Source organism: Curtobacterium sp. GC_Cur_3 (genome assembly GCF_026544205.1).
GTDB lineage: Bacteria > Actinomycetota > Actinomycetes > Actinomycetales > Microbacteriaceae > Curtobacterium.
The window spans coordinates 40,253-60,244 of sequence record NZ_JALNUI010000008.1; the positions used below are offsets into that span (position 1 = coordinate 40,253).

24 protein-coding genes and 1 riboswitch are annotated in these 19,992 nt (G+C 70.5%); of the genes, 11 read left to right on the plus strand and 13 right to left on the minus strand.

Going from position 1 to position 19,992, the window contains the following annotated elements:
• Positions 1 to 69: 69 nt before the first annotated feature.
• Complete coding sequence (locus OXR63_RS05780) at positions 70 to 477, plus strand: tautomerase family protein (protein WP_267420709.1); 408 nt, start codon at positions 70 to 72, stop codon at positions 475 to 477.
• Between the two features lie 6 nt (positions 478 to 483).
• Here the strand turns inward: OXR63_RS05780 and OXR63_RS05785 are convergent, their stop codons facing one another.
• The 3 genes from OXR63_RS05785 to OXR63_RS05795 all read right to left on the minus strand — a co-directional run bounded on the left by OXR63_RS05785 (position 484) and on the right by OXR63_RS05795 (position 2,530).
• Positions 484 to 1,242, minus strand: a complete 759-nt coding sequence (locus OXR63_RS05785) for a GntR family transcriptional regulator (RefSeq protein WP_267420711.1) — start codon at positions 1,240 to 1,242, stop codon at positions 484 to 486.
• Between the two features lie 136 nt (positions 1,243 to 1,378).
• Entirely contained in the window at positions 1,379 to 2,014 is a 636-nt protein-coding gene (locus OXR63_RS05790) for an exonuclease domain-containing protein (RefSeq protein WP_267420712.1), read from the minus strand.
• A 54-nt stretch (positions 2,015 to 2,068) separates the two neighbouring features.
• Positions 2,069 to 2,530 (minus strand): hypothetical protein, encoded by a 462-nt coding sequence (locus OXR63_RS05795; protein WP_267420713.1) that lies wholly within the window; start codon positions 2,528 to 2,530, stop codon positions 2,069 to 2,071.
• 167 nt (positions 2,531 to 2,697) lie between these two features.
• On the opposite strand from OXR63_RS05795, the gene ychF reads away from it, so the two are divergent.
• Both ychF and OXR63_RS05805 read left to right on the plus strand, forming a co-directional pair.
• Complete coding sequence (gene ychF / locus OXR63_RS05800) at positions 2,698 to 3,771, plus strand: redox-regulated ATPase YchF (protein ID WP_267420714.1); 1,074 nt, start codon at positions 2,698 to 2,700, stop codon at positions 3,769 to 3,771.
• Between the two features lie 146 nt (positions 3,772 to 3,917).
• The gene (locus tag OXR63_RS05805) at positions 3,918 to 4,379 is read left to right on the plus strand and encodes a phage tail protein (RefSeq protein WP_267420715.1); all 462 of its coding nucleotides are present in this window, start codon (positions 3,918 to 3,920) and stop codon (positions 4,377 to 4,379) included.
• A gap of 15 nt (positions 4,380 to 4,394) precedes the next feature.
• Here OXR63_RS05805 and map read toward each other — a convergent pair whose 3' ends face one another.
• Complete coding sequence (gene map / locus OXR63_RS05810) at positions 4,395 to 5,162, minus strand: type I methionyl aminopeptidase (protein ID WP_267420716.1); 768 nt, start codon at positions 5,160 to 5,162, stop codon at positions 4,395 to 4,397.
• A gap of 33 nt (positions 5,163 to 5,195) precedes the next feature.
• Between map and OXR63_RS05815 the strand changes: the two genes are divergently transcribed.
• Entirely contained in the window at positions 5,196 to 5,483 is a 288-nt protein-coding gene (locus tag OXR63_RS05815; protein ID WP_267420717.1) for a helix-turn-helix domain-containing protein, read from the plus strand.
• A 60-nt stretch (positions 5,484 to 5,543) separates the two neighbouring features.
• Here the strand turns inward: OXR63_RS05815 and OXR63_RS18515 are convergent, their stop codons facing one another.
• Positions 5,544 to 5,843, minus strand: a complete 300-nt coding sequence (locus OXR63_RS18515) for a helix-turn-helix domain-containing protein (protein ID WP_374116073.1) — start codon at positions 5,841 to 5,843, stop codon at positions 5,544 to 5,546.
• A 103-nt stretch (positions 5,844 to 5,946) separates the two neighbouring features.
• On the opposite strand from OXR63_RS18515, the gene OXR63_RS05820 reads away from it, so the two are divergent.
• A complete protein-coding gene (locus OXR63_RS05820) occupies positions 5,947 to 6,288 on the plus strand; it encodes a hypothetical protein (RefSeq protein ID WP_267420718.1) in 342 nt (113 codons plus the stop codon).
• A 107-nt stretch (positions 6,289 to 6,395) separates the two neighbouring features.
• Here OXR63_RS05820 and OXR63_RS05825 read toward each other — a convergent pair whose 3' ends face one another.
• On the minus strand, positions 6,396 to 6,683 hold the full coding sequence (locus OXR63_RS05825; protein WP_267420719.1) for a hypothetical protein: 288 nt from the start codon (positions 6,681 to 6,683) through the stop codon (positions 6,396 to 6,398).
• Positions 6,684 to 7,024: 341 nt separating this feature from the next.
• The gene (locus OXR63_RS05830; RefSeq protein ID WP_267420720.1) at positions 7,025 to 7,801 is read right to left on the minus strand and encodes an isocitrate lyase/PEP mutase family protein; all 777 of its coding nucleotides are present in this window, start codon (positions 7,799 to 7,801) and stop codon (positions 7,025 to 7,027) included.
• Positions 7,802 to 7,912: 111 nt separating this feature from the next.
• Here OXR63_RS05830 and OXR63_RS05835 point away from each other — a divergent pair, with 111 nt between their 5' ends.
• A complete protein-coding gene (locus OXR63_RS05835) occupies positions 7,913 to 9,100 on the plus strand; it encodes a MalY/PatB family protein (protein WP_267420721.1) in 1,188 nt (395 codons plus the stop codon).
• Positions 9,101 to 9,285: 185 nt separating this feature from the next.
• Here OXR63_RS05835 and OXR63_RS05840 read toward each other — a convergent pair whose 3' ends face one another.
• Together OXR63_RS05840 and OXR63_RS05845 are read right to left on the minus strand one after the other, a co-directional pair.
• Entirely contained in the window at positions 9,286 to 9,489 is a 204-nt protein-coding gene (locus OXR63_RS05840; RefSeq protein WP_194629625.1) for a hypothetical protein, read from the minus strand.
• A gap of 41 nt (positions 9,490 to 9,530) precedes the next feature.
• Positions 9,531 to 10,013, minus strand: coding sequence for a GNAT family N-acetyltransferase (locus OXR63_RS05845; RefSeq protein ID WP_267420723.1), 483 nt, complete (start codon positions 10,011 to 10,013; stop codon positions 9,531 to 9,533).
• A 68-nt stretch (positions 10,014 to 10,081) separates the two neighbouring features.
• On the opposite strand from OXR63_RS05845, the gene OXR63_RS05850 reads away from it, so the two are divergent.
• Entirely contained in the window at positions 10,082 to 10,963 is an 882-nt protein-coding gene (locus OXR63_RS05850) for a LysR substrate-binding domain-containing protein (RefSeq protein ID WP_267420724.1), read from the plus strand.
• 85 nt (positions 10,964 to 11,048) lie between these two features.
• Here OXR63_RS05850 and OXR63_RS05855 read toward each other — a convergent pair whose 3' ends face one another.
• From OXR63_RS05855 to OXR63_RS05870, 4 genes are all read right to left on the minus strand, one after another.
• A complete protein-coding gene (locus tag OXR63_RS05855; protein WP_267420725.1) occupies positions 11,049 to 11,306 on the minus strand; it encodes a hypothetical protein in 258 nt (85 codons plus the stop codon).
• On the minus strand, positions 11,303 to 11,785 hold the full coding sequence (locus OXR63_RS05860) for an FBP domain-containing protein (RefSeq protein WP_194629633.1): 483 nt from the start codon (positions 11,783 to 11,785) through the stop codon (positions 11,303 to 11,305). The genes OXR63_RS05855 and OXR63_RS05860 overlap by 4 nt, the downstream gene beginning before the upstream one ends.
• A gap of 89 nt (positions 11,786 to 11,874) precedes the next feature.
• Positions 11,875 to 12,606 carry a M56 family metallopeptidase gene (locus OXR63_RS05865; protein WP_267420727.1) on the minus strand — a complete coding sequence of 244 codons (732 nt, stop codon included), beginning with the start codon at positions 12,604 to 12,606 and terminating at the stop codon, positions 11,875 to 11,877.
• A gap of 19 nt (positions 12,607 to 12,625) precedes the next feature.
• Positions 12,626 to 13,000, minus strand: a complete 375-nt coding sequence (locus OXR63_RS05870; protein ID WP_267420728.1) for a BlaI/MecI/CopY family transcriptional regulator — start codon at positions 12,998 to 13,000, stop codon at positions 12,626 to 12,628.
• A gap of 97 nt (positions 13,001 to 13,097) precedes the next feature.
• A riboswitch (glycine riboswitch) is annotated at positions 13,098 to 13,205 on the plus strand.
• A 190-nt stretch (positions 13,206 to 13,395) separates the two neighbouring features.
• On the opposite strand from OXR63_RS05870, the gene gcvT reads away from it, so the two are divergent.
• The 4 genes from gcvT to OXR63_RS05890 all read left to right on the plus strand — a co-directional run bounded on the left by gcvT (position 13,396) and on the right by OXR63_RS05890 (position 19,918).
• On the plus strand, positions 13,396 to 14,514 hold the full coding sequence (gcvT, locus tag OXR63_RS05875; RefSeq protein ID WP_267420977.1) for a glycine cleavage system aminomethyltransferase GcvT: 1,119 nt from the start codon (positions 13,396 to 13,398) through the stop codon (positions 14,512 to 14,514).
• A gap of 4 nt (positions 14,515 to 14,518) precedes the next feature.
• Positions 14,519 to 14,896, plus strand: coding sequence for a glycine cleavage system protein GcvH (gene gcvH, locus OXR63_RS05880; RefSeq protein ID WP_267420729.1), 378 nt, complete (start codon positions 14,519 to 14,521; stop codon positions 14,894 to 14,896).
• Complete coding sequence (gene gcvP / locus OXR63_RS05885) at positions 14,893 to 17,820, plus strand: aminomethyl-transferring glycine dehydrogenase (protein WP_267420731.1); 2,928 nt, start codon at positions 14,893 to 14,895, stop codon at positions 17,818 to 17,820. Before gcvH ends, gcvP begins: the two co-directional genes overlap by 4 nt.
• A gap of 448 nt (positions 17,821 to 18,268) precedes the next feature.
• Positions 18,269 to 19,918, plus strand: a complete 1,650-nt coding sequence (locus tag OXR63_RS05890) for a peptide ABC transporter substrate-binding protein (protein WP_267420732.1) — start codon at positions 18,269 to 18,271, stop codon at positions 19,916 to 19,918.
• Positions 19,919 to 19,992: the final 74 nt, after the last annotated feature.

The window sequence follows — 19,992 nt, forward strand, 5'->3', positions numbered from 1 at the left end:
GTCCGTCTCTGGCCCCGCCCGGAACCGTGGTACTTTGTCAGGACAAAGTCTCGACCAGCAGGAGGCACCATGCCGCTCGTCCGTATCGACCTGACCACCGGGCGCAGCCCCGAAGCCGTCCGCGCCATCGCCGACGCGATCCACACCGCCATCGTCGACGTCTACGGCATCCCGCCGCGTGACCGGTTCCAGATCGTCACCGAGCACCCGGCGCAGCAGATCATCGCCGAGGACGCCGGACTGGGCTTCGAGCGCACCGAGGGCGTCGTCATGATCCAGGTCTTCACGCAGCGCGGTCGGACGGACGACGCCAAGACGACGCTCTACGCGGCGATCCACGACCGGCTCGTGGCGGTCGGCGTGGCGACCGAGGACGTCTTCATCGGCTACGTCGAGAACGGACCGCAGGACTGGTCGTTCGGCTTCGGACGCGCGCAGTACGTCACGGGCGAGCTCGGCGTGCCCTCGGCGGGGTAGCGCGGCCTACTTGTCGACGAGGGTGACCTCGAACGAGTAGCGGTCGGGGCGGTAGCAGTGCACGCCGTACTCGACCGCGCGGCCCGAGGCGTCGTAGGCGGTGCGGCTCATGGTGAGGACAGGGTCGCCGTCCTCGATCTCGAGCAGGCCCGCCTCTTCATCCGTGACCGCCCGTGCGCCGATCCGCTGCTTGGCGACCCGCATCGTCACCCCGCGGGCACGGAGCAGCTGGTACAGCCCGTGGGACTGCAGGTCCGTGTCGGTGATCTCGAGGAACTCCGGCGGCAGGTAGTTCTCGAGGATCGCCATCGGCACGTCCTCGGCGAACCGCACGCGGCGGATGTGGACCACCGTCGTGCCGGGCTGCACGCTGAGCGCCTCGGCGACGGCGGGGCTCGCGGGGACGTCACTGCGATCGAGGAGCTTGGTCGTCGGCTTCTGCGACCCCTGCGTCAGGTCGTCGAACAGGCTCGTCAGTTCGACCTTGCGGGTGACGGGCCCGTGCACGACCTGCGTGCCGATGCCACGACGCCGGACGAGCAGGCCCTTGTCGACGAGGTCCTGGATGGCACGACGGATCGTCGGGCGGGACAGCCCCAGGCGCTCGCCGAGGGCGATCTCGTTCTCCAGCCGGGAGCCCGGCGGCATCGCGCCGGAGCGGATCGACTCCTCGATGCGCGAGGCGACCTGGAAGTAGAGGGGCATCGGACCCGACCGGTCCAGGTCCATGAACAGGTCGGACGGCACCTGGCCTTCGTTGGTCATCGCTGTCCTTCGGGGAGTGCGGCGTGCTGGCTGCGGGTGCGGCTGCGGTGCCGCGGCGGATTGTCGTGACAATACCATCGGGGCCGCAGCGGCCCTCGGAAGCGGCCGGCTCCGTCGGCCCAGGCAGTTGGTCCGCTCAGTCGGCGAAGATCATCGGGCGGTTCGACAGCCGCGGCTGGTTCGCGGCCCGCGGCTTCTCGGCGCGGATCCGCACCGGGTTGATCGTCACCCGGGTCGCCGCCCCGAGGGCCTCGACCGTGGGGGCCTCATGACGCTGCGCGGCGTGCACGACGATCGCGGCACAGGCCTCGGCGTCGGCTGCTGCGTCGTGGTGCTGGAAGTCCTCGAACCCCGCGGCCATCGCGGCCATCGGCAGGCGGTACGAGTCGAGCGTGTACGTCTTGCGTGCCACCGCGAGCGAGCACATCGAGTGGTGCTCGGACAGCTCGATGCCCGTCGCCGAGCAGCCGCCCGCGATCACGCCCATGTCGAACCGGGCGTTGTGGGCGACGAGGACGTCCCCGGCGGCGAAGGCCACGATGTCCGGGTACTGCTGCTCCCACGTCTTGGCGTGGACGACGTCCTCGGCGACGATGCCGTGGATGCGGGTGTTCCACTCGAGGAAGGCGTCGTGCCCGAACGGCGGGCGGATGAACCACGACGCCCGCTCGACGACCCGGCCCGCGCGGACCTTCACGAGGCCGACGGAACACGCGCTGGCAGGCGAGCTGTTGGCGGTCTCGAAGTCGATCGCGGTGAAGTCCAATGACACGTCCCGATCGTCGCACGGGGTTCCGACATCGCCGGAACGCGCGTCGGCGTTGCGTCAGCGGCGGCGGTTCCTGCGGGTGCCGCGACGTCGACGTGCGGTGATCCGCCACGTCCTCGTCCGTCGTGCGTGCTCCGCCGTCCACCAGGGGCGGAGGACCGTGCCGACGAGTTCGAACGCGAGCGCTGCCCCGTCGAGTCGCCACCGGGGCGGGAGGCTCCGCACGTGCGCCGCGATCGCCGCGGCGAAGTCCTCGGTGATCGTCGGGAAGGCGGCGTCCGCGGGCGGGGCGACCATCCGCCAGCGGTCCTCCTCCTGGTGGTCGATGGCGGCGTCCTCGGGGTCGTACTCGACCAGGACGTCCGCTTCGAGCTCGGCCAGGGCATCGTGCAGGGCGTCGAGTTCACGGGGTGGCATGGCCTCGAGCGCGGCGATCGTCTCCGGCGTGAACCACCGCCGCTGGTCGCGGGCGTCGAAGCCCATCGAGTGCACGCCGAGCCGGTCGCGTTCGAACCACATGGCTGTCCTCCGTCTGTCGCCCCGGGGACCAGGGTGCCAGGTGGGGGAGCCGCCGGTGTCGCGATCGAGCGGTTCACCTCGTTGGCTTCTGTCCCGGACGGCGCCTGACCGACCGACTGGAGGCCCGGGTCGGCTCCGGCGGGCAGCCGCCGGTAGGCTGTCCTCCCGTGGCTCTCACCATCGGAATCGTCGGTCTCCCGAACGTCGGCAAGTCGACCCTGTTCAACGCGCTCACCAAGAACTCGGTCCTGGCGGCGAACTACCCGTTTGCGACGATCGAGCCGAACGTCGGGGTCGTGAACCTGCCCGACCCGCGGCTCGACACGCTCGCGGAGCTGTTCAAGTCGGAGAAGACCGTGCCCGCGCCGGTGTCGTTCGTCGACATCGCCGGCATCGTCAAGGGCGCCAGCGAGGGTGAAGGACTCGGCAACAAGTTCCTCGCCAACATCCGCGAAGCCGACGCCATCGCGCAGGTCGTCCGCGGGTTCACCGACGACGACGTCGTGCACGTGGCGAACAAGGTCTCCCCGAAGGATGACCTCGAGGTCATCAACACCGAGCTGATCCTCGCCGACATGGAGACCGTCGACAAGGCGATGCCGCGCTACGAGAAGGCGGTGAAGCTCAAGCAGATGGAGCCCGCCGTCCTCGAGACCGCTCGCGAGGTCCGCGCCACGCTCGAGCAGGGCACGCTGCTGTCCGCCACGAAGATCGACCTGTCGCCGATCGCCGAACTCGGGCTGCTCAGCGCCAAGCCGTTCATCTTCGTCTTCAACGTCGACGAGGCGATCCTGACGGACGAGGACCGCAAGGCCGAACTCGCGGCGCTCGTCGCCCCCGCCCAGGCCGTGTTCCTCGACGCCCAGGTCGAGTCCGAACTCATCGACCTCGACCCCGCGGACGCCGCCGAGCTCCTCGAGTCCACCGGTCAGACCGAGTCCGGGCTGAACCAACTCGCGCGGATCGGCTTCGACACCCTCGGGCTGCAGACGTACCTGACCGCCGGGCCGAAGGAGTCCCGCGCGTGGACGATCGGCAAGGGGTGGAAGGCGCCCCAGGCTGCCGGCGTCATCCACACCGACTTCGAGAAGGGCTTCATCAAGGCGGAGGTCATCTCGTTCGAGGACCTCGTCGAGACGGGCTCCATCGCCGAGGCTCGTGCGCACGGCAAGGCCCGCATCGAGGGCAAGGACTACGTCATGCAGGACGGCGACGTCGTGGAGTTCCGCTTCAACAACTAGTCGGTCATGTCTGGCGGGATCGTCGCCACGTGCGGAGGTCCAGCACGAAGCTGACCACGCCGGACAGTGCCATCACGATCCTGGTTCGTCTGCGCGCCGTCAAAGCACTCGCCCCACAACCGGGTCCGGAGCGCTACGGTGACGCCATGACGTACACGGTCGACTTCGTCGACGTATCGACCACCGGGCTCGAGACCTCCCCGGTCGCTCCAGCCCTCGCCGGCCTCCGCGCGAACGAGGCCCGCTACTACAAGAACAAGTACGACCACGTCTTCGTCACGAGGACCCCGCAGGAAGCGCCCGAGGTCCTCGACCTCGTAACCCGGGTCCTGCACGACGAGCGCGGCATCGTCGTCGCGTCTCCGCCCCTCGAGGTCAGCGGCTTCGAGGTCGAGGGTCTCCGCATGGCCTACGTCTTCTACGAGTCGGGCCTGGCGATCAACGTCATGTACGCGGTCGAACCGGGTGGCAAGCGCGCCGTCGGCTTCAAGCTCTCGCTCGGCATGGACGTGCCGGAGGAGCTGTCCTCCTTCAAGTTCGCCCGCCAACGGTCGAAGCTGGCCGGCGAGATCCGCGGGTCCTACTTCGTCATCAAGGGCGAGTACTGACTCACAGGCTGGCCGTCAGCGCAGCGTCAGCACCTCAGCGCCGTCCTCGGTGATCGCGATCGTGTGCTCGCTGTGCGCCGTCCGGGCTCCCGTGGCGCTCCGCAGCGTCCACCCGTCGTCGTCGGTCACGAGCTCGTCGGTGTCCGCCATGATCCAGGGCTCCAGCGCGAGCAGGAGGCCTGGCCGGAGCGTGTAGCCACGACCAGCGCGGCCGTCGTTCGCGATGTGCGGGTCGCCGTGCATGGTCGACCCGACCCCGTGCCCACCGAACTGCAGGTTGATCGGGTACCCGGCTTCGGTCAGGACGGACCCGATCGCGTGCGACAGGTCCCCGATCTTCGCTCCGGGTGCCGCGGCGGCGATGCCGGCAGCGAGGGCCCGCTCGGTGACCTCGATCATCGCCAGGTCCTCGGGCGCGGCCGTGGTTCCCACGACGAAGCTCACGGCGGAGTCCGCGACGACGCCGTCGAGCGTCACCGCCAGGTCGAGCGTCAGCAGATCGCCGTCCCGCAGCCGGTAGTCGTGGGGGAGCCCGTGCAGCACGGCGTCGTTGACCGACGTGCAGATGAAGTGCCCGAAGGGCCCGCGGCCGAACGATGGGGCGTAGTCGACGTAGCAGGACTCGGCCCCGGCTTCGCGGATCATCGTCTCGGTCCACCGGTCGATGTCGAGCAGGTTCGTCCCGACCGTCGTCCGCTCCTGCAGCCGGCGCAGCATCGACCCGACGAGGGCTCCGACTGCTCGGGCGCGGGGGAGTTCGGACGGGGTGAAGATCTCGATCATGCCGACAACTGTACCGGTATTAGTATCGGGACCATGGTCCGTCTCCCACTGACTGCTGCCGACATCGAACGCGGGCAGCGACTCGGCGCTCTGCTCCGTCGTGCGCGAGGGGACCGGTCGATGCTCGAGACCGCGTTGGAGGCTGGTGTCTCGCCCGAGACGCTCCGCAAGATCGAGACGGGGCGGGTCGCAACCCCCGCGTTCCCGACGATCGCTGCCATCGCCGGCGTGCTCGGGCTCTCCCTCGACGAGGTCTGGTCGGAGATCAACGACCTCAGTCGAGCAACGCGTCGATCACCTGCGGGATCCGCTGTTCGATGACGTCCCGGATGCTGTCCTCCATCGCGGGCTGAACGACTCGCTCACAGCGGGACGGCCTCGTCACGGACGTGCGAGAAGTGCGCGTCGTCGGTCTGGTCGTCCGTCAGCACGTCGACGGCAAAGGAACCGTTCGGCTGCTTCGCGGATCGCGTCGGCGTAGAGCGTCAGCGGGATGCTCGGGCGGAGTCGCGCGGCTCGGAGTATCCGCTCCAATGACTCGGGCGACGGGTGCGCGCGACCACTCTCGTATGCAGAGATGACCGCGCTCTGCACATACGCCGAACGGGCGAGGTCGTCCCGAGACATGCCGATGTCCAAGCGCGCACGACGAATGAGCTGCGCAGCCCTGTCTGTCCTCATCCGTGCCCCTCCGATCGATCACGAGCCTCCTCCTCATCCATCCAACGCACCTGCCGGGCGGACGTGCACCCCGGATGCCTACCTTCGGGAGCGGAGGTGGAACGTGAAGTACATCAACTACGACGGAAGCGTCATCATGACGGGCGATCGCATCGCCGAAGCGCTCGCTGACTATGCGGCGGTACTCGGAGCGAACGGGCGTACGGACGCGGTCCACGTCCCGACGATCGGTGCCGACGGAGCGATCGAGACGTCGACGCTCCTGGTGGGACCGGCGAGCGAGCTCGTGCTGACCCAGGCCCCGGACGACGAGCTCGACCTGGAGGACCCGGCGTTCATCCGGCGTCTCCGCGACGCCGCTTCGAAGGCCGGACCGGAACAGCCGCTGTACGCAGACGGACGGACGCCCTTCGCGGGCGTCGACGAGGACCCGCAGCCGGTCTAGGACACCGGCCACGGCCTACGACGACGAAACGCCGCCGAGGAATCGGCGGCGTTTCGCGTGTCCGGACTGACCGGACGAGTCCGGTCAGTCCGGACGGGAGGCTCGGGTCAGGCTGCGAGCGCGAGCTCGGACCGGCGGATGGTGACCGCCTGGAGGATGGTGCGGCTGGCCTCGCCGCGCCAGGACCGCCCGGGGACGGTCCAGCCGGCTTCGCCGTCGACCTCGACACGGATGCCGGGGGTGACGAAGAGCTCCAGCGTGTCGACCGGCACGCGCACGAGGTACTCGCGCTGGGTGTCGGCGTCGCGCACGGGGAACTCGGCGATGCGGTCGGGGGAGATGACGGGTGCCGCGGTGGCGGTCCCGAGGATGGTGATGCGTTCGTTGCTGGTCATGGTGCTGTCTTCCTGGGCTGCTGGCGTCCCGCGGTGCGGTCCGACGGACGACTCGTGTCGCATCGGTCGCGTGCTGCGGGCACGCGCACGTCGGAATTCGACGTGCTGCTCGGCCTGGTCCGTGTGATCGGACGTGCGGGCGAGCGGTTGTCTCGTGGGAATGCGACTCGGGTGAGTCGGTGCGAGACGAGGTGGTGTGCGCGAGTCAGATGGGTTCGCTGCAATGCACCAACAGCACACAGTACGGCATGTCAGCCGGGTTGTCCAGCGGCCGATCGGAGGACGGGAGGCTCGTGGCGGCGCCGCCACGAGCCTCCCGTCCGTCCCATCGTCCGATCGGGTCAGTTGAGGGCCGGGGTGTCCTCCGGGACGACGCCTCCGCCGTACAGGTCCGTGGCGAGGTCGCGCAACGCGCGGAGCGCGACGCGCTGGGTCAGCGGGCCGTAGGAGATGCGGGCGACGCCGAGCGCTTCGTACTCGGCCGCGGGCAGTGCGCCGGGCAGGCCGATGACACTCAGCTTGCCGCGACCGAGTCCGTCGACGAGTTGTTCCACGACGTCGCGCTGGATCGCTCCGGGGACGAAGACGAGGGGTGCGCCGGCGTCGAGGAAGGCCTTCCCGCGGTCGATCGCGTCCGCGATGCTCTCCTCGATCGGTCGGTCCCCGCCCTTGGCGATGGCGTCGGTGCGGGCGTTGAGCTGGAAGGCGACGCCCTCCTGCTCAGCGGCCTGCATGATCGCGGCGACGCGGGCGACGGCCTCGTCGAACGGTCGGAGGCGGTCCTCGACGTTGGCGCCCACGACGCCGAAGCCGATCGCGCGGCGGATGGTCTCGGCCGGGTCCTCGTAGCCGTCGTCGAGGTCAGCGCTCACCGGCAGGTCGACGGCCTCGGCCACGATGCGGGCGCCCTGCAGCGCGAGGTCCAGCGGCATCCCGCCGTCCTCGTACCCGTACGAGGCGGCGATCGAGTGCCCGGCGGTCGCGATGGCCGTCGTCTCGGGGAGGGCCGCGACGGTCTTCGCGCTGATCGCGTCCCACACGTTGACGACGCGGAGGATCTCGGGTGCTTCGTGCAGGGACTTCAGGGTCTGCGCCTTGTCGGCGGTGCTGCTGCTCATGCGCCCGAGCGTAGGCCGGAGGCCCCGACGAGGCTCAGGGCAGTGCGGAACACGACGCCCGATGACGGACGGGCTCGCGTGCGGTCCACGCGGCGGTGCATCCTTGGGGGCATGGCGAACGACGAGGAGGACCCGGTCGGCACGCTCCGCGGGGTCCGGACGAGCATCAAGTGGACGCGGTACGCGCCCGACGTGCTGCCCCTGTTCGTCGCCGAGATGGACCACGAGGTCGCGCCCGAGATCCGGCAGGCGCTGGTCGAGCGCGTGCAGCAGTCCGACCTCGGGTACCTCGACGGGCCCGGGCCCCTCGCTCCGGCCTTCGCGCAGTTCGCCCGGGATCGCTGGGACTGGGACGTCGACCCCGCCCGCGTGTACCTGGCGACCGATGTCAGCGTGGGGATCGTCGAGACCCTGCGCCTGGCGTTGCCCGACGGTGGCCGTGTCGCCATCACCCCGCCGGTGTACCCGCCGTTCTTCGAGCTGGTCGAGGAAGCCCGATGTCAGGTCGAGGAGGTCCCCCTGACGGAACGCTGGGGCGTGTACCGGCTCGACCTCGACGGGCTCGAGCGGGCCTTCGCCGGCGGCGTCCGCGTCTTCCTGCTCTGCAACCCGCACAACCCCGTCGGGCTGGTCCACGACCGGGCCGACCTCGAGGCCCTGGCGACACTCGCCGCCCGGTACGACGTGCTCGTGATCAGCGACGAGATCCACGCCCCGCTCACTCATCCGGGAGTGCAGTTCACCCCGTTCGCCGCGATCGCGGAACCGCTCGGTGCGCGGAGCGTCTGCGTGACGTCGGCGAGCAAGGGCTGGAACCTCGCCGGTGTGAAGTGCTCGGTCATCGTCGCGGGGGACGCCCGGACCGCCGAGCTCCTCGACACGTTGTGGGAGGAGGTGGCCTGCCGGACGAGCATCCTCGGCCTGCACGCCAACCTCGCCGCGTTCACGCTGGCGGTTGGGTGGCTCGAAGACGTCATCGACCGCATCGTCGCGAACGACCGGCTGCTCGCGAAGCTCCTGGCCGAGCACCTGCCGGGGGTCGTCTACGCCCGGCCGCGCGCGGGCTACCTGGCGTGGCTGGACTTCCGAGGGCTCGGTCTGGGCGACGACCCGGCCGTCCAGCTCCGCGAGCACGCGTTCGTCGCGCTGAACTCCGGGCTGCCCTTCGGTACCGAGGGCCGTGGCTTCGCACGCATCAACCTGGCGTGCTCGCCGGACACCCTGCGCGAGGCGGTGCTGCGGATCGCCGCGGCCTACCCGTCGAGTGCGCAGGAGGGCGTCGTCTGGCACGTCGCCTGACGCTTCCGGCTGGACGCCCGAGCACCGTGCGCCTCCCTCTGCCTGGTGCGAGGGTGACCACCTGGTGCGCGATCACGACAGCGCACGGCGTGCGCAAGCTCGCACGGGTCGAACGACAGCGCACCGTCGAGCGACAGCGCACCGTGGAGCGACAGCGCACCGTGGAGCGGTCTGGGCGGTGCGGCTCAGCCGTCGATGTAGTGGTTCCGACCGAGGACGCGGACGTGCAGGTCGACCTCGCTGGCGGGTACCTCGTCCGTGCGCGACACCCACTGCCGGGCGGCGAACCCGACGGACGACCACCGGGAGACCTCGGTGACGAGGAACCCGTCGATGAACACCTGCCACATGCCCTGTTCGCGGACGGCCTGGACCTCGTGCGTCGTCATGCGGCGAGCGTAGCAACGCGGGGGCCCGACGCCGACCGGACTCAGAGGTCGAGCACCATCGCCACGTCGGCCCGCACGTACGGGCTCGGGTGCCGTTCCTCGGCGGTCAGGTGCCGGAAGCCCGACGTCTCGTAGAGGTGCACCGCACTGGCGAGCCCGGAGTTCGTCTCGAGGGTGATGCGCTGCGCCCCGAGTGCCAGCGCCCGGTCGATCGCCGCACGGATGAGCAGACGGCCGGTGCCGTGCCCCTGGTGCTCGGCGGACACGGCCATCTTCACGAGCTCGAACACACGCTCGCCCTCAGGCGCGATGCCCACGCAGCCGACGACCTCGTCGCCGAGTCGCGCGACGAACACCGCGCCACCGGGCTCGATGATGCGGCCGGCGGGGTCGCCGAGGATCGCGCGGTCCGCGTCCTCGAGCGTGAAGAACCGGGTGATCCAGGCCTCGTTGAGGGTGCGGAACGCGTCGGCGTCGGCAGGGGTCCTGAGGTCGTCGATGATGACGGAGGCGGTGTCGGGCATGGACCCATCCTCGGACGCCGAGGAAGTCACGTCCAATACTCGTTCACGTGGATCGGTACGCTCGGTGCATGGATCACCCTGACGTCGACCTGCGGCAGCTCCGCGCGTTCCTGGCGGTCGCCGACGAGCTGCACTTCGGCCGGGCCGCCGCCACGCTGCACATGGCCCAACCGGCGCTGTCGCAGCAGATCCGCCGCACGGAGCGGGCGCTCGGCGTCGACCTGTTCGTCCGGACGTCGCGCAGTGTCGCCCTGACGCCGGCCGGTCGGGTGCTGCACGGTCGGGCCCGGTCGCTCCTGGCGCAGGCCGCCCGGGACCTCGACGAGACGGTGCGGGTGGGGCGCGGTGAGGTCGGACGCCTCGACGTCGGGTTCGTCGTGTCGGCGCTGCCGCTCGGCCCGATCGAACGCGTCCAGCGCTTCCGGGAGCGCCACCCGCTCGTCCGCGTCGAACTCACCGAGGGCTACACGTCCCGGCTGCTCGCCCGCATCGTCCGCGGTGAGCTCGACCTGGCGATCGTGCGGGACCCCGACCCGACCGAGGGCGTGCGCACGACGCTGTTCCGGAGCGAGCCGTTCGTCGCCGCGGTGCCCCGGTCGCACCGCTTCGCCGATCGGACGGAGATCGCCGGGTCGGAGCTCCTCGACGACCCGTTCGTGTTCTTCCCGCCCGAGGCCGGCGCCGTGGCGACCGAGCGCAACCTGGCCCCGGTCGTGGTGAACGGCCGACGCCCCGTCGTCGTGCAGGAGGCCACCACATGGGCGACCGTCCTGCACCTGGTCGGTGTCGGGCTCGGGGTGACCGTGGCCCCGGCGAGTGCGACCCTCGCCGCACCGGACACGGTCGTCCTGCTGCCGGTCACGGGGGACCACCGCAGCGAACTCTGCTGGGCGTCACGGGCCGACGACGACCGCGAGGTCCTCCGCAACTTCATGGCCGCGACCGACTGACGCCGGCCCCAGCCCCCCAGCAACACCACCGCAGCACCAGCACCAGCACCAGCACCAGCACCAGCACCAGCACCGCAGCACCGCCTCACCCCAGCGGCAGCACCGGCGCCCGCTGGTCGCCGAGCTCGTCCTCGCGCCACGGGTCGGACCCGCGCAGCGCCAGCCCGAGCTGCACGAGCACGAACGCCACGTGCGGCTCGACGTCCGGGTCCCACGCGCCTTCGACCCCGAGGCCGAGCGCCCCGAGCTCGTCGTCGGCCTCGTCGTGCAGCGACAACTGCCACCGGCCGTCACCCTGCTCGGTCACGACCGCCCACCGCGCGGTGGCGAACCGACCGGTCACGCGGTCTTGAGGATGTCCGCCGTGAAGTTCTGCATGCGCTGCAGCAGGGCCTCTCCACGCGTCCTGATCGTCGCCGGCGGGTTCAGGTGCGGCGGGGCGATGCGGATCAGCAGCGGGCACCCGAGGTCTTCGCAGATGTAGGTGCCGATGGTGTTGCCGTTCCGGCCGGCTTCGCCCGCGCGGGCCGCAGAGAACAGGCGCACCTGCGTGGCCGGCTGTGGGGAGTGGCAGAACGAGCACATCGCGGCGATGCCGGGGCGGAGCGACCCGCCGGCGGAGCGCACGACGATGCCGACGGCGCGGCCGTCGATCCACGAGACGATGTAGCCCCGGCGCGCGGCCTGCGGGTCGCGCCAGCCCAGGAACTCGCGCTCGTTCCAGAGCATCTCGTGCAGCCCCGGGATCGGGAGCTGGGCGAGTTCCTCGGGCGTGGCGTTGACGAACGACGAACGGATGTCGGCTTCGGTGAGCGGCTGCACGGTCCCCCTTCAGGCTGTGGACTCGACCACAGTACGCCCGGCCACCGACGTCCGGACCGAGCCAGCGCCTCCTGTCCGTCCGGTCCGGTTCAGGACAGCCTGGAGGCTCGGATCGCCGCGAGCGCGCTCGTCGCGTCCGCCACCAGGACGGCCCGGCGCACCGCGTCGCGTCCGATGCGGCGTGCGGCGGCGTCGTCGGCCGCGAACTCGACGAGGACGCGCGTCGAGCGCGCCATGGCGCGCGCACCGGGGATCCACGGGACCGCGCGTTCGATGGACTCGGCGACCGCGACGGCGGCCGCATGGCGTTGTCGCAGGTGGGCGCGTTCGTGGGCGACCACGGCCTCCAGCTCGTCGGTGCGCAGTCGGTCGGCGAGCCCGGTGCTCACGAGGACGCCGCCGCTCCGCCCGGGGACCGCGCAGGCGAGGGCGTGGTCGGCCTCGACCACGGCGACGATGGTGCCGTCGATCTCGCGGTGTGGGGCGGCGCCGGAGCGCATGGCGTCGCGGACGGCCCGGTGTTCCGCGCCGGGACGGACCCGGACGGCGATGACGAAGGCGATGACCGCGAGGACGGCGACCCCGACGTTGAGCCCGCGCGTGGGGGACTCGGCGAGGCCGAACGGGTCCGTGACGGGCCGGTTCGCGAGCACCACGAGCGCGATGCCGACGACGAAGCCGAGTGCCCCCAGGAGCACGGCGACGGACCAGGCGACCAGGGCGGTGCGCGGACGGTCGATCGTCCATGCCGACCGGGTCAGGACACGCGGCGCGACGACGACGACCGCGAGTGCCAGCACGACGAGGACGACACCGGTCACGACCACGGGCGGGGGGCCGTCAGGAGCGGGCGCGGGCGTCGAGGGCGCGGCGGAGGACGTCGAGGTCGTCCGAAGCGAGGGAGCCCGTGAACTGCAGCAGCGCGGCCTCACGGTCGGACGCTGCGGCGAGGGCGGTCGACATCAGGGACGCGGTCTGCTCGTCACGGCTGTTCGTGGCGCGGAAGGCCAGTGGCCCGTCGGTGCGCTGCTCCCGCTCGACGGCGCCCTTGCGGCCGAGGCGGTCGAGCACCGTGAGGATCGTCGTCAGGGCCGGGCGGGGCTCGGGCACGGCGTCGAGCACCTGCCGGGCGGTCATCGCGCCGTCGGCCGACCAGAGGGTGTCGAGCACCGCCTGCTCGAGCTGCCCACGGGGACGCTGTCGTTGTCCTGCCACCCGAGCACTCTACGAGATGTCGAAGACCCCGTGCTCGTCACATGCCCGTAACGCGAGGTCGGTATGCTCGCGACGGACAACTGAACACCGAGGCCGACCACCCGCCGCGGGAGACGTCGCCCGCCCTGCCGTTCACCGGCGGACGCGCGACACCGAAGGAGCATCCTCCCCGTCAATCTCTCAGGTCCAACACCGCAGCGGACAGGCCACTCTGAAAAGCAGACGTTCCCGTGACCCACCGGGTCCGGACGTCTCGCCCACGGTGAAAGCCGCCGGACCTCACGGGCCGCGGTGAAACTCTCAGGCACATGACAGAGGGGGAGTTCCACCCGGCGATCGTCGTCGGGTGCCGCCCGACGTCCGTCGGGCCCGGCCCACGCCAGGAGAACTCCGCCATGTCCCCGTCCGACCTGCGCTCGTCCCCGCTCGACGCGGCACACGTCGCCGCCGGTGCCTCGTTCACCGACTTCGCCGGGTACCGCATGCCCGTGCGGTACTCGTCCGACCTCGCCGAGCACCACGCCGTGCGCCAGGCGGCCGGCGTGTTCGACCTGTCGCACATGGCCGAGATCGGCGTCACCGGGCCCGGCTCGGTCGCCTTCCTCGACCACGCGCTCGCCGGCGCCTTCGGGGCGATGACCGTCGGGCGCGCGAAGTACTCGCTCCTGCTCGCCGAGCACGGCGGGATCCTCGACGACCTGGTCGTGTACCGGGTGGGCGAGGACTCGTACCTCGTGGTCGCGAACGCCGCGAACCGCGACGTCGCCGTCGACGCGCTGCAGGACCGCGCGGCCGGCTTCGACGTCGTGGTCACCGACGACTCCGACACGACCGCGCTCGTCGCGATCCAGGGTCCCGCCGCCGCGGGCACGCTCGACGCCCTCGTCGTCGAGGACCGCCTGCAGCCGGAGACCCCGCTCGACGAGCTCCGCTACTACCGGGTCCTGCACGCGACGTTCGACGACGCCGAGGTGCTCATCGCCCGCACCGGGTACACCGGCGAGGACGGCTTCGAGATCTACAGCGACCCAGAGGTCGCGCCGGCCATCTGGGACGCCCTGCTCGAAGCGGGGGCGTCCCGCGGGGTCGTGCCCGCCGGACTCGCGGCACGGGACACCCTGCGGCTCGAGGCCGGCATGCCCCTCTACGGCCACGAGCTCTCCGTCGACACCCGTCCCGCGCAGGCCGGACTCGGTCGTGTCGTCGCCACGGACGGCGACTTCGTCGGGGCGTCCGGCGTGCAGCCGCCCGACGACGCACCGGTGCTCGTCGGCCTGGTGATGGAGGGCCGCCGCGCCGCTCGCGCCGGCTACCCCGTCCTGCACGACGGAGAAGTCGTCGGCACCGTCACCTCCGGCGCACTCTCCCCGACGCTCGGCCACCCGGTCGCGATGGCGTTCGTCGCGCCGTCCGCCCTCGCCGAGGGACAAGTCCTCCACATCGACGTCCGCGGCACGGCCATCCCCGCATCGGTCTCCGCGTTCCCCTTCTACCGCCGCGCATCGAAAGGCTGAGGCCATGACCGACCAGACCGCACTGCAGTACACCAAGGACCACGAGTGGCTCCTCGTCGAGGGCGACGTCGTCACCGTCGGCATCACGGACCACGCCGCCGAGCAGCTCGGTGACGTCGTCTTCGTCGAGCTGCCCGCCGTCGGCACCACCGCGACCGCCGGGCACCAGATCGGGGAGATCGAGTCCACCAAGAGCGTCGGCGAGCTGTTCGCGCCGATCGAGGGCGAGGTCGTCGAGGTCAACGAGGCCGTCGTCGCCGCCCCCGACACCGTCAACCAGGACCCCTTCGGCGCCGGCTGGCTCGTGAAGCTCAGGGTCGAGGGCACCTCCTTCCCCGAGGACCTGATGGACCACGACACGTACCGGGCGTCCATCGCATGACGACCGACGACCAGAACCTGCAGACCACGTTCGCCGACCGTCACATCGGCACGACCACGGCCGACCAGCGCGTCATGCTCGAGACCGTCGGCCAGCCGTCGCTCGACGCCCTCGTCCGTGCCGCGATCCCGGCGTCGATCCACGCCGAGCCCGTCGCCTCGTCCTCGATCCCGCCCGCGGTCGGCGAGACCGAGGCGCTCGCCGAACTCCGCGCCCTCGCGTCGCAGAACACCGTCCGGCGCCCGATGATCGGCCTCGGCTACCACGGCACCCACACGCCCGCCGTGATCCAGCGCAACGTGCTCGAGAACCCGAGCTGGTACACGGCGTACACCCCGTACCAGCCGGAGATCTCGCAGGGCCGCCTGGAGGCCCTGATCAACTTCCAGACGATGGTCGCCGACCTCACGGGGATGGCCACCGCCGGGGCGTCGATGCTCGACGAGGGCACCGCCGTGGTGGAGGGCATGCTCCTCGCCCGCCGGGCCTCGAAGGTCAAGGGCGACGCGTTCCTGGTCGACCAGGACGTCCTCCCGCAGACCATGGCGCTCCTCGAGAACCGGTCGGACGCCGTCGGCATCACCCTCCGCGTCGTCGACCCGACCCGCGAGCTGACCGACGACGAGGTCGACGGGGCCTTCGGCATCGTCCTGCAGTACCCGGGTGCCTCCGGTCGCGTCGTCGACCCGAGTGCCGCCATCTCGCGAGTGCACGCCGGCGGGGGCATCGCCGTCGTCGCGGCCGACCTGCTCGCGATGACCCTGCTCGCCAGCCCGGGCGACCTCGGCGCGGACGTCGCCGTCGGCACGTCCCAGCGCTTCGGCGTCCCGCTCGGGTTCGGCGGGCCGCACGCCGGGTACCTCGCCGTCCGCGCGGGCCTGGAACGCCAGCTCCCCGGCCGGCTCGTCGGGGTGTCGTTCGACGCCGCCGGCAGCATGGCCTACCGGCTCAGCCTGCAGACCCGCGAGCAGCACATCCGCCGCGAGAAGGCGACCTCGAACATCTGCACCGCACAGGTGCTGCTCGCCGTGATGGCCTCGATGTACGCGGTCTACCACGGGCCAGAGGGCCTGCGCTTCATCGCGAACCGCGTCGCCCGGACGGCCACGGCGCTCGCCGACGCCGCCCGCACGGCCGGGGTCGAGGTCCTGCACGACGCCTTCTTCGACACCGTCGCGCTCCGTCGTGCCGGTGGCGCCGCGGACATCGTGGCCGCGGCCGCCGAGCGCGGGTACCTGCTGCACCAGGTGGACGAGGACACCGTCTCCGTGGCGGTCGACGAGACCACCACGGCCGACGACGTCCGCGTGCTCGCCGAGGTCCTCGCCGGCGGTGCCGGGCCGGACCAGCGCGCCGTCGAGACGGCCGTGCGGGACGCAGCCACGAGCCTCCCGTCCGCCCTCGCTCGTGAGAGCGAGTACCTGACGCACCCGGTGTTCAGCTCGTACCGCAGCGAGACCCGGATGATGCGCTACCTGAAGCACCTCGCCGACAAGGACTACGCGCTCGACCGCGGCATGATCCCGCTCGGCAGCTGCACGATGAAGCTCAACGCCGCCACCGAGATGGCCGCCGTCACGTGGCCGGAGTTCGCGAACGTCCACCCGTTCGCGCCGCGCTCCGACGTCGAGGGCTACCTCGGCATGATCGGCGACCTCGAGACCTGGCTGGCCGAGGTCACCGGGTACGACGCCGTCTCCATGCAGCCGAACGCCGGCAGCCAGGGCGAGCTCGCCGGACTGCTCGCGATCCGCGGGTACCACCGGTCCCGCGGCGACCAGTCCCGCACGGTCTGCCTGATCCCGTCCAGCGCGCACGGCACGAACGCGGCGTCGGCGGTCCTCGCCGGCATGCGGGTCGTCGTCGTGGCATGCGACGAGAACGGCAACGTCGACCTCGACGACCTCCGCGCGAAGACGGCCGAGCACGCCGACACCCTCGCGGCGCTGATGATCACGTACCCGTCGACCCACGGCGTCTACGAGCACGACATCCGCGACATCTGCGACGCCGTGCACGACGCCGGCGGCCAGGTCTACGTCGACGGCGCGAACCTCAACGCGCTGCTCGGGCACGCCCGCTTCGGCGACTTCGGCGGCGACGTCTCGCACCTCAACCTGCACAAGACCTTCTGCATCCCGCACGGCGGCGGTGGCCCCGGTGTGGGTCCCGTCGCGGCGAAGGCGCACCTGGCGGCGTTCCTGCCCGGCCACCCGATGGCCCAGCAGGAGGACCGTCGCACCGGCGCGTCCGTCGCGTCGTCGGAGGACCGGCTGGCGCACGCCGGCGGGCCCGTCTCGGCAGCGCCGTACGGCAGCCCGAGCATCCTGCCGATCACGTGGTCGTACGTCCGCATGATGGGCGTCGAGGGGCTCACCCGGGCGACCGAGGTGGCGGTCCTCGGGGCGAACTACATCGCCGCGCGACTCCGTGACGCCTTCCCGGTGCTCTACACGGGGGAGTCCGGCCTGGTCGCGCACGAGTGCATCCTCGACCTCCGACCGCTCCGCGACGCCACCGGCATCACGGTGGACGACGTCGCCAAGCGCCTGGTCGACTACGGCTTCCACGCCCCCACCATGTCGTTCCCCGTCGCGGGCACGCTCATGGTGGAGCCCACGGAGAGCGAGGACCTGGCGGAGCTCGACCGCTTCGTCGACGCCATGCTGGCCATCCGTGCCGAGGCAGACGCCGTCCAGCGGGGCGAGTGGCCCGCTGACGACAACCCGCTCGTCGGAGCGCCGCACACCGCCTCCTCCGTGATCTCGGGGGAGTGGGAGCACGCTTACACGCGGGAGCAGGCCGTGTACCCGCTGCCGGGCATGGCGGAGAAGAAGTACTGGCCGCCGGTGCGCCGCATCGACCAGGCGTACGGCGACCGCAACCTGGTGTGCGCCTGCCCGCCGATCGAGGCCTTCGCGTGATCCCGCGCTGACGCCTGGGCGCTGCACGCACACACGCAGCGCACCTGCGCGCCTGCGCGCCTGCGCGCCTGCGCGCCTGCACGACCACGACGGCCCGGAGCCCCACGGCTCCGGGCCGTCGTCGTGCGCGGGGGTGTTCGACTCCGTACGACAGGATCGCTGTCGTACGACGTCGACGTTGTCGCTCCGAGTCGGCAGATCCACCAGCACCCCGGCTGTCCACCCTGGAAATGCACTGCGAACGATGCAGACGCAACGAACCCGCATGTTGCACCGTGAAACGCGCGGATCTTGCAGCCGATCGCAACGATCATGCAAGTTGGTTACCAGCGTGTAACCGTTCGTTCCAGCATTTGGTGGGGCCTCAGCCCACTGCCTACAGTGCAGAGGTCAAACGTGCCTGGTGACACCTCTGTGCCCGGCGCGTCCCATGCACCAGGAGGAACTCTTGATCAAGAAGCGCGCTGGGCTCGCAGCCCTCGCCGTGCTCGGGGCCACAGCAATCGCCCTGGCCGGCTGCTCCAGCAACGGTGGCGGCAGTGGCTCGGGCTCCGGCTCCAGCAACGGCGGCGGGTCCTCGGACTCGTCCGGCATCGTCACCACGAACGGCAGCGAGCCCCAGAACCCGCTCATCCCCTCGAACTCCACCGAGACCGGTGGCGGCAAGATCATCAACTCGATCTTCGAGGGTCTCCGCTCCTACGACGCCGACGGCAAGCCGGTGAACGAGGTCGCGAAGAGCATCACCACCGACGACTCGAAGACGTTCGACATCAAGCTCAACACGGGCTGGACGTTCACGAACGGCGAGAAGATCACCGCCGAGTCCTTCACCAAGGCCTGGAACTGGGCCGCGCAGAAGTCGAACGCCCAGGGCGCGAGCTACTTCTTCGAGAACATCGAGGGCTTCGACGCCGACAAGGACGCCGACCTCACGGGCCTCAAGGTCAAGAGCGACGACGAGTTCACCGTGACGCTCAAGGCGGCACAGTCGGACTTCCCGCTCTCGCTCGGCTACTCGGCCTTCGTGCCGCTGCCGTCGGTCTTCTACGACGACACCAAGGCGTTCGGTGAGAACCCGATCGGCAACGGTCCGTACAAGCTCGCGAGCAAGACGGCCTGGACCCACAACCAGAACATCAAGCTGGTCACGAACAAGGACTACGAGGGCAAGCGCAAGCCGAAGAACGGTGGTCTGACGATCACGTTCTACACCTCGCAGGACACCGCGTACTCCGACGCCCAGGGCGGGAACCTCGACGTCCTCGACGCCGTGCCGGACAGCGCGTTCCAGACGTACAAGTCGGACTTCCCCGACTCGAACGTCAACCAGCCGGCCGCCATCTTCCAGGCGATCTACCTGCCCTACTACCTCGACCACTGGAAGGGTGAAGAGGGCAAGCTCCGTCGCGAGGCGATCTCGCTGTCGATCAACCGCAAGCAGATCACGAACAAGATCTTCGACGGCACGCGCACCCCGGCCAAGGACTTCACCTCCCCGGTGATCGCTGGCTGGACCGGCGACCTCAAGGGCTCGGACGTCCTGCAGTACGACAAGTCCGAGGCGAAGAAGCTGTGGGCCAAGGCCAACGCCATCTCGCCGTACAACGACACCCTCACCATCACGTACAACGCTGACGGTGGACACGAGGCCTGGGTGACCGCGGTCACGAACAGCATCTCGAACACGCTGGGCATCAAGGCCGAGGGCAACGCGATCCCGACGTTCCAGGAAGCCCTGGACCTGCAGACGAACGACAAGCTCAAGGGCGGAAGCCGCACCGGTTGGCAGGCCGACTACCCGTCGCTGTACAACTTCCTCGGCCCGACCATGGGTGACGGTTCGTCGAACAACTACTCGCGCTACGACTCGGCCGAGTACAACTCGCTGCTCAAGCAGGGTCAGTCCGCCGAGAACGTCGAGGCCGGCAACAAGATCTTCGACCAGGCCCAGGAGCTCCTGCTCAAGGACCTGCCCGAGATCCCGCTCTGGTACTCCAACGTGACCGGTGTCTGGTCCGCCGACAACGTGTCGAACGTCAAGTTCGGCTGGGACTCGGTGCCGCAGTACTACAACATCGAGGTCAAGAAGAAGTAACACCGGTCACCAACGTGACCCAGGGTCTTCGCTGAAGACCCACCGCGGGCAGGTATATCCTGCCTCGCGACCAC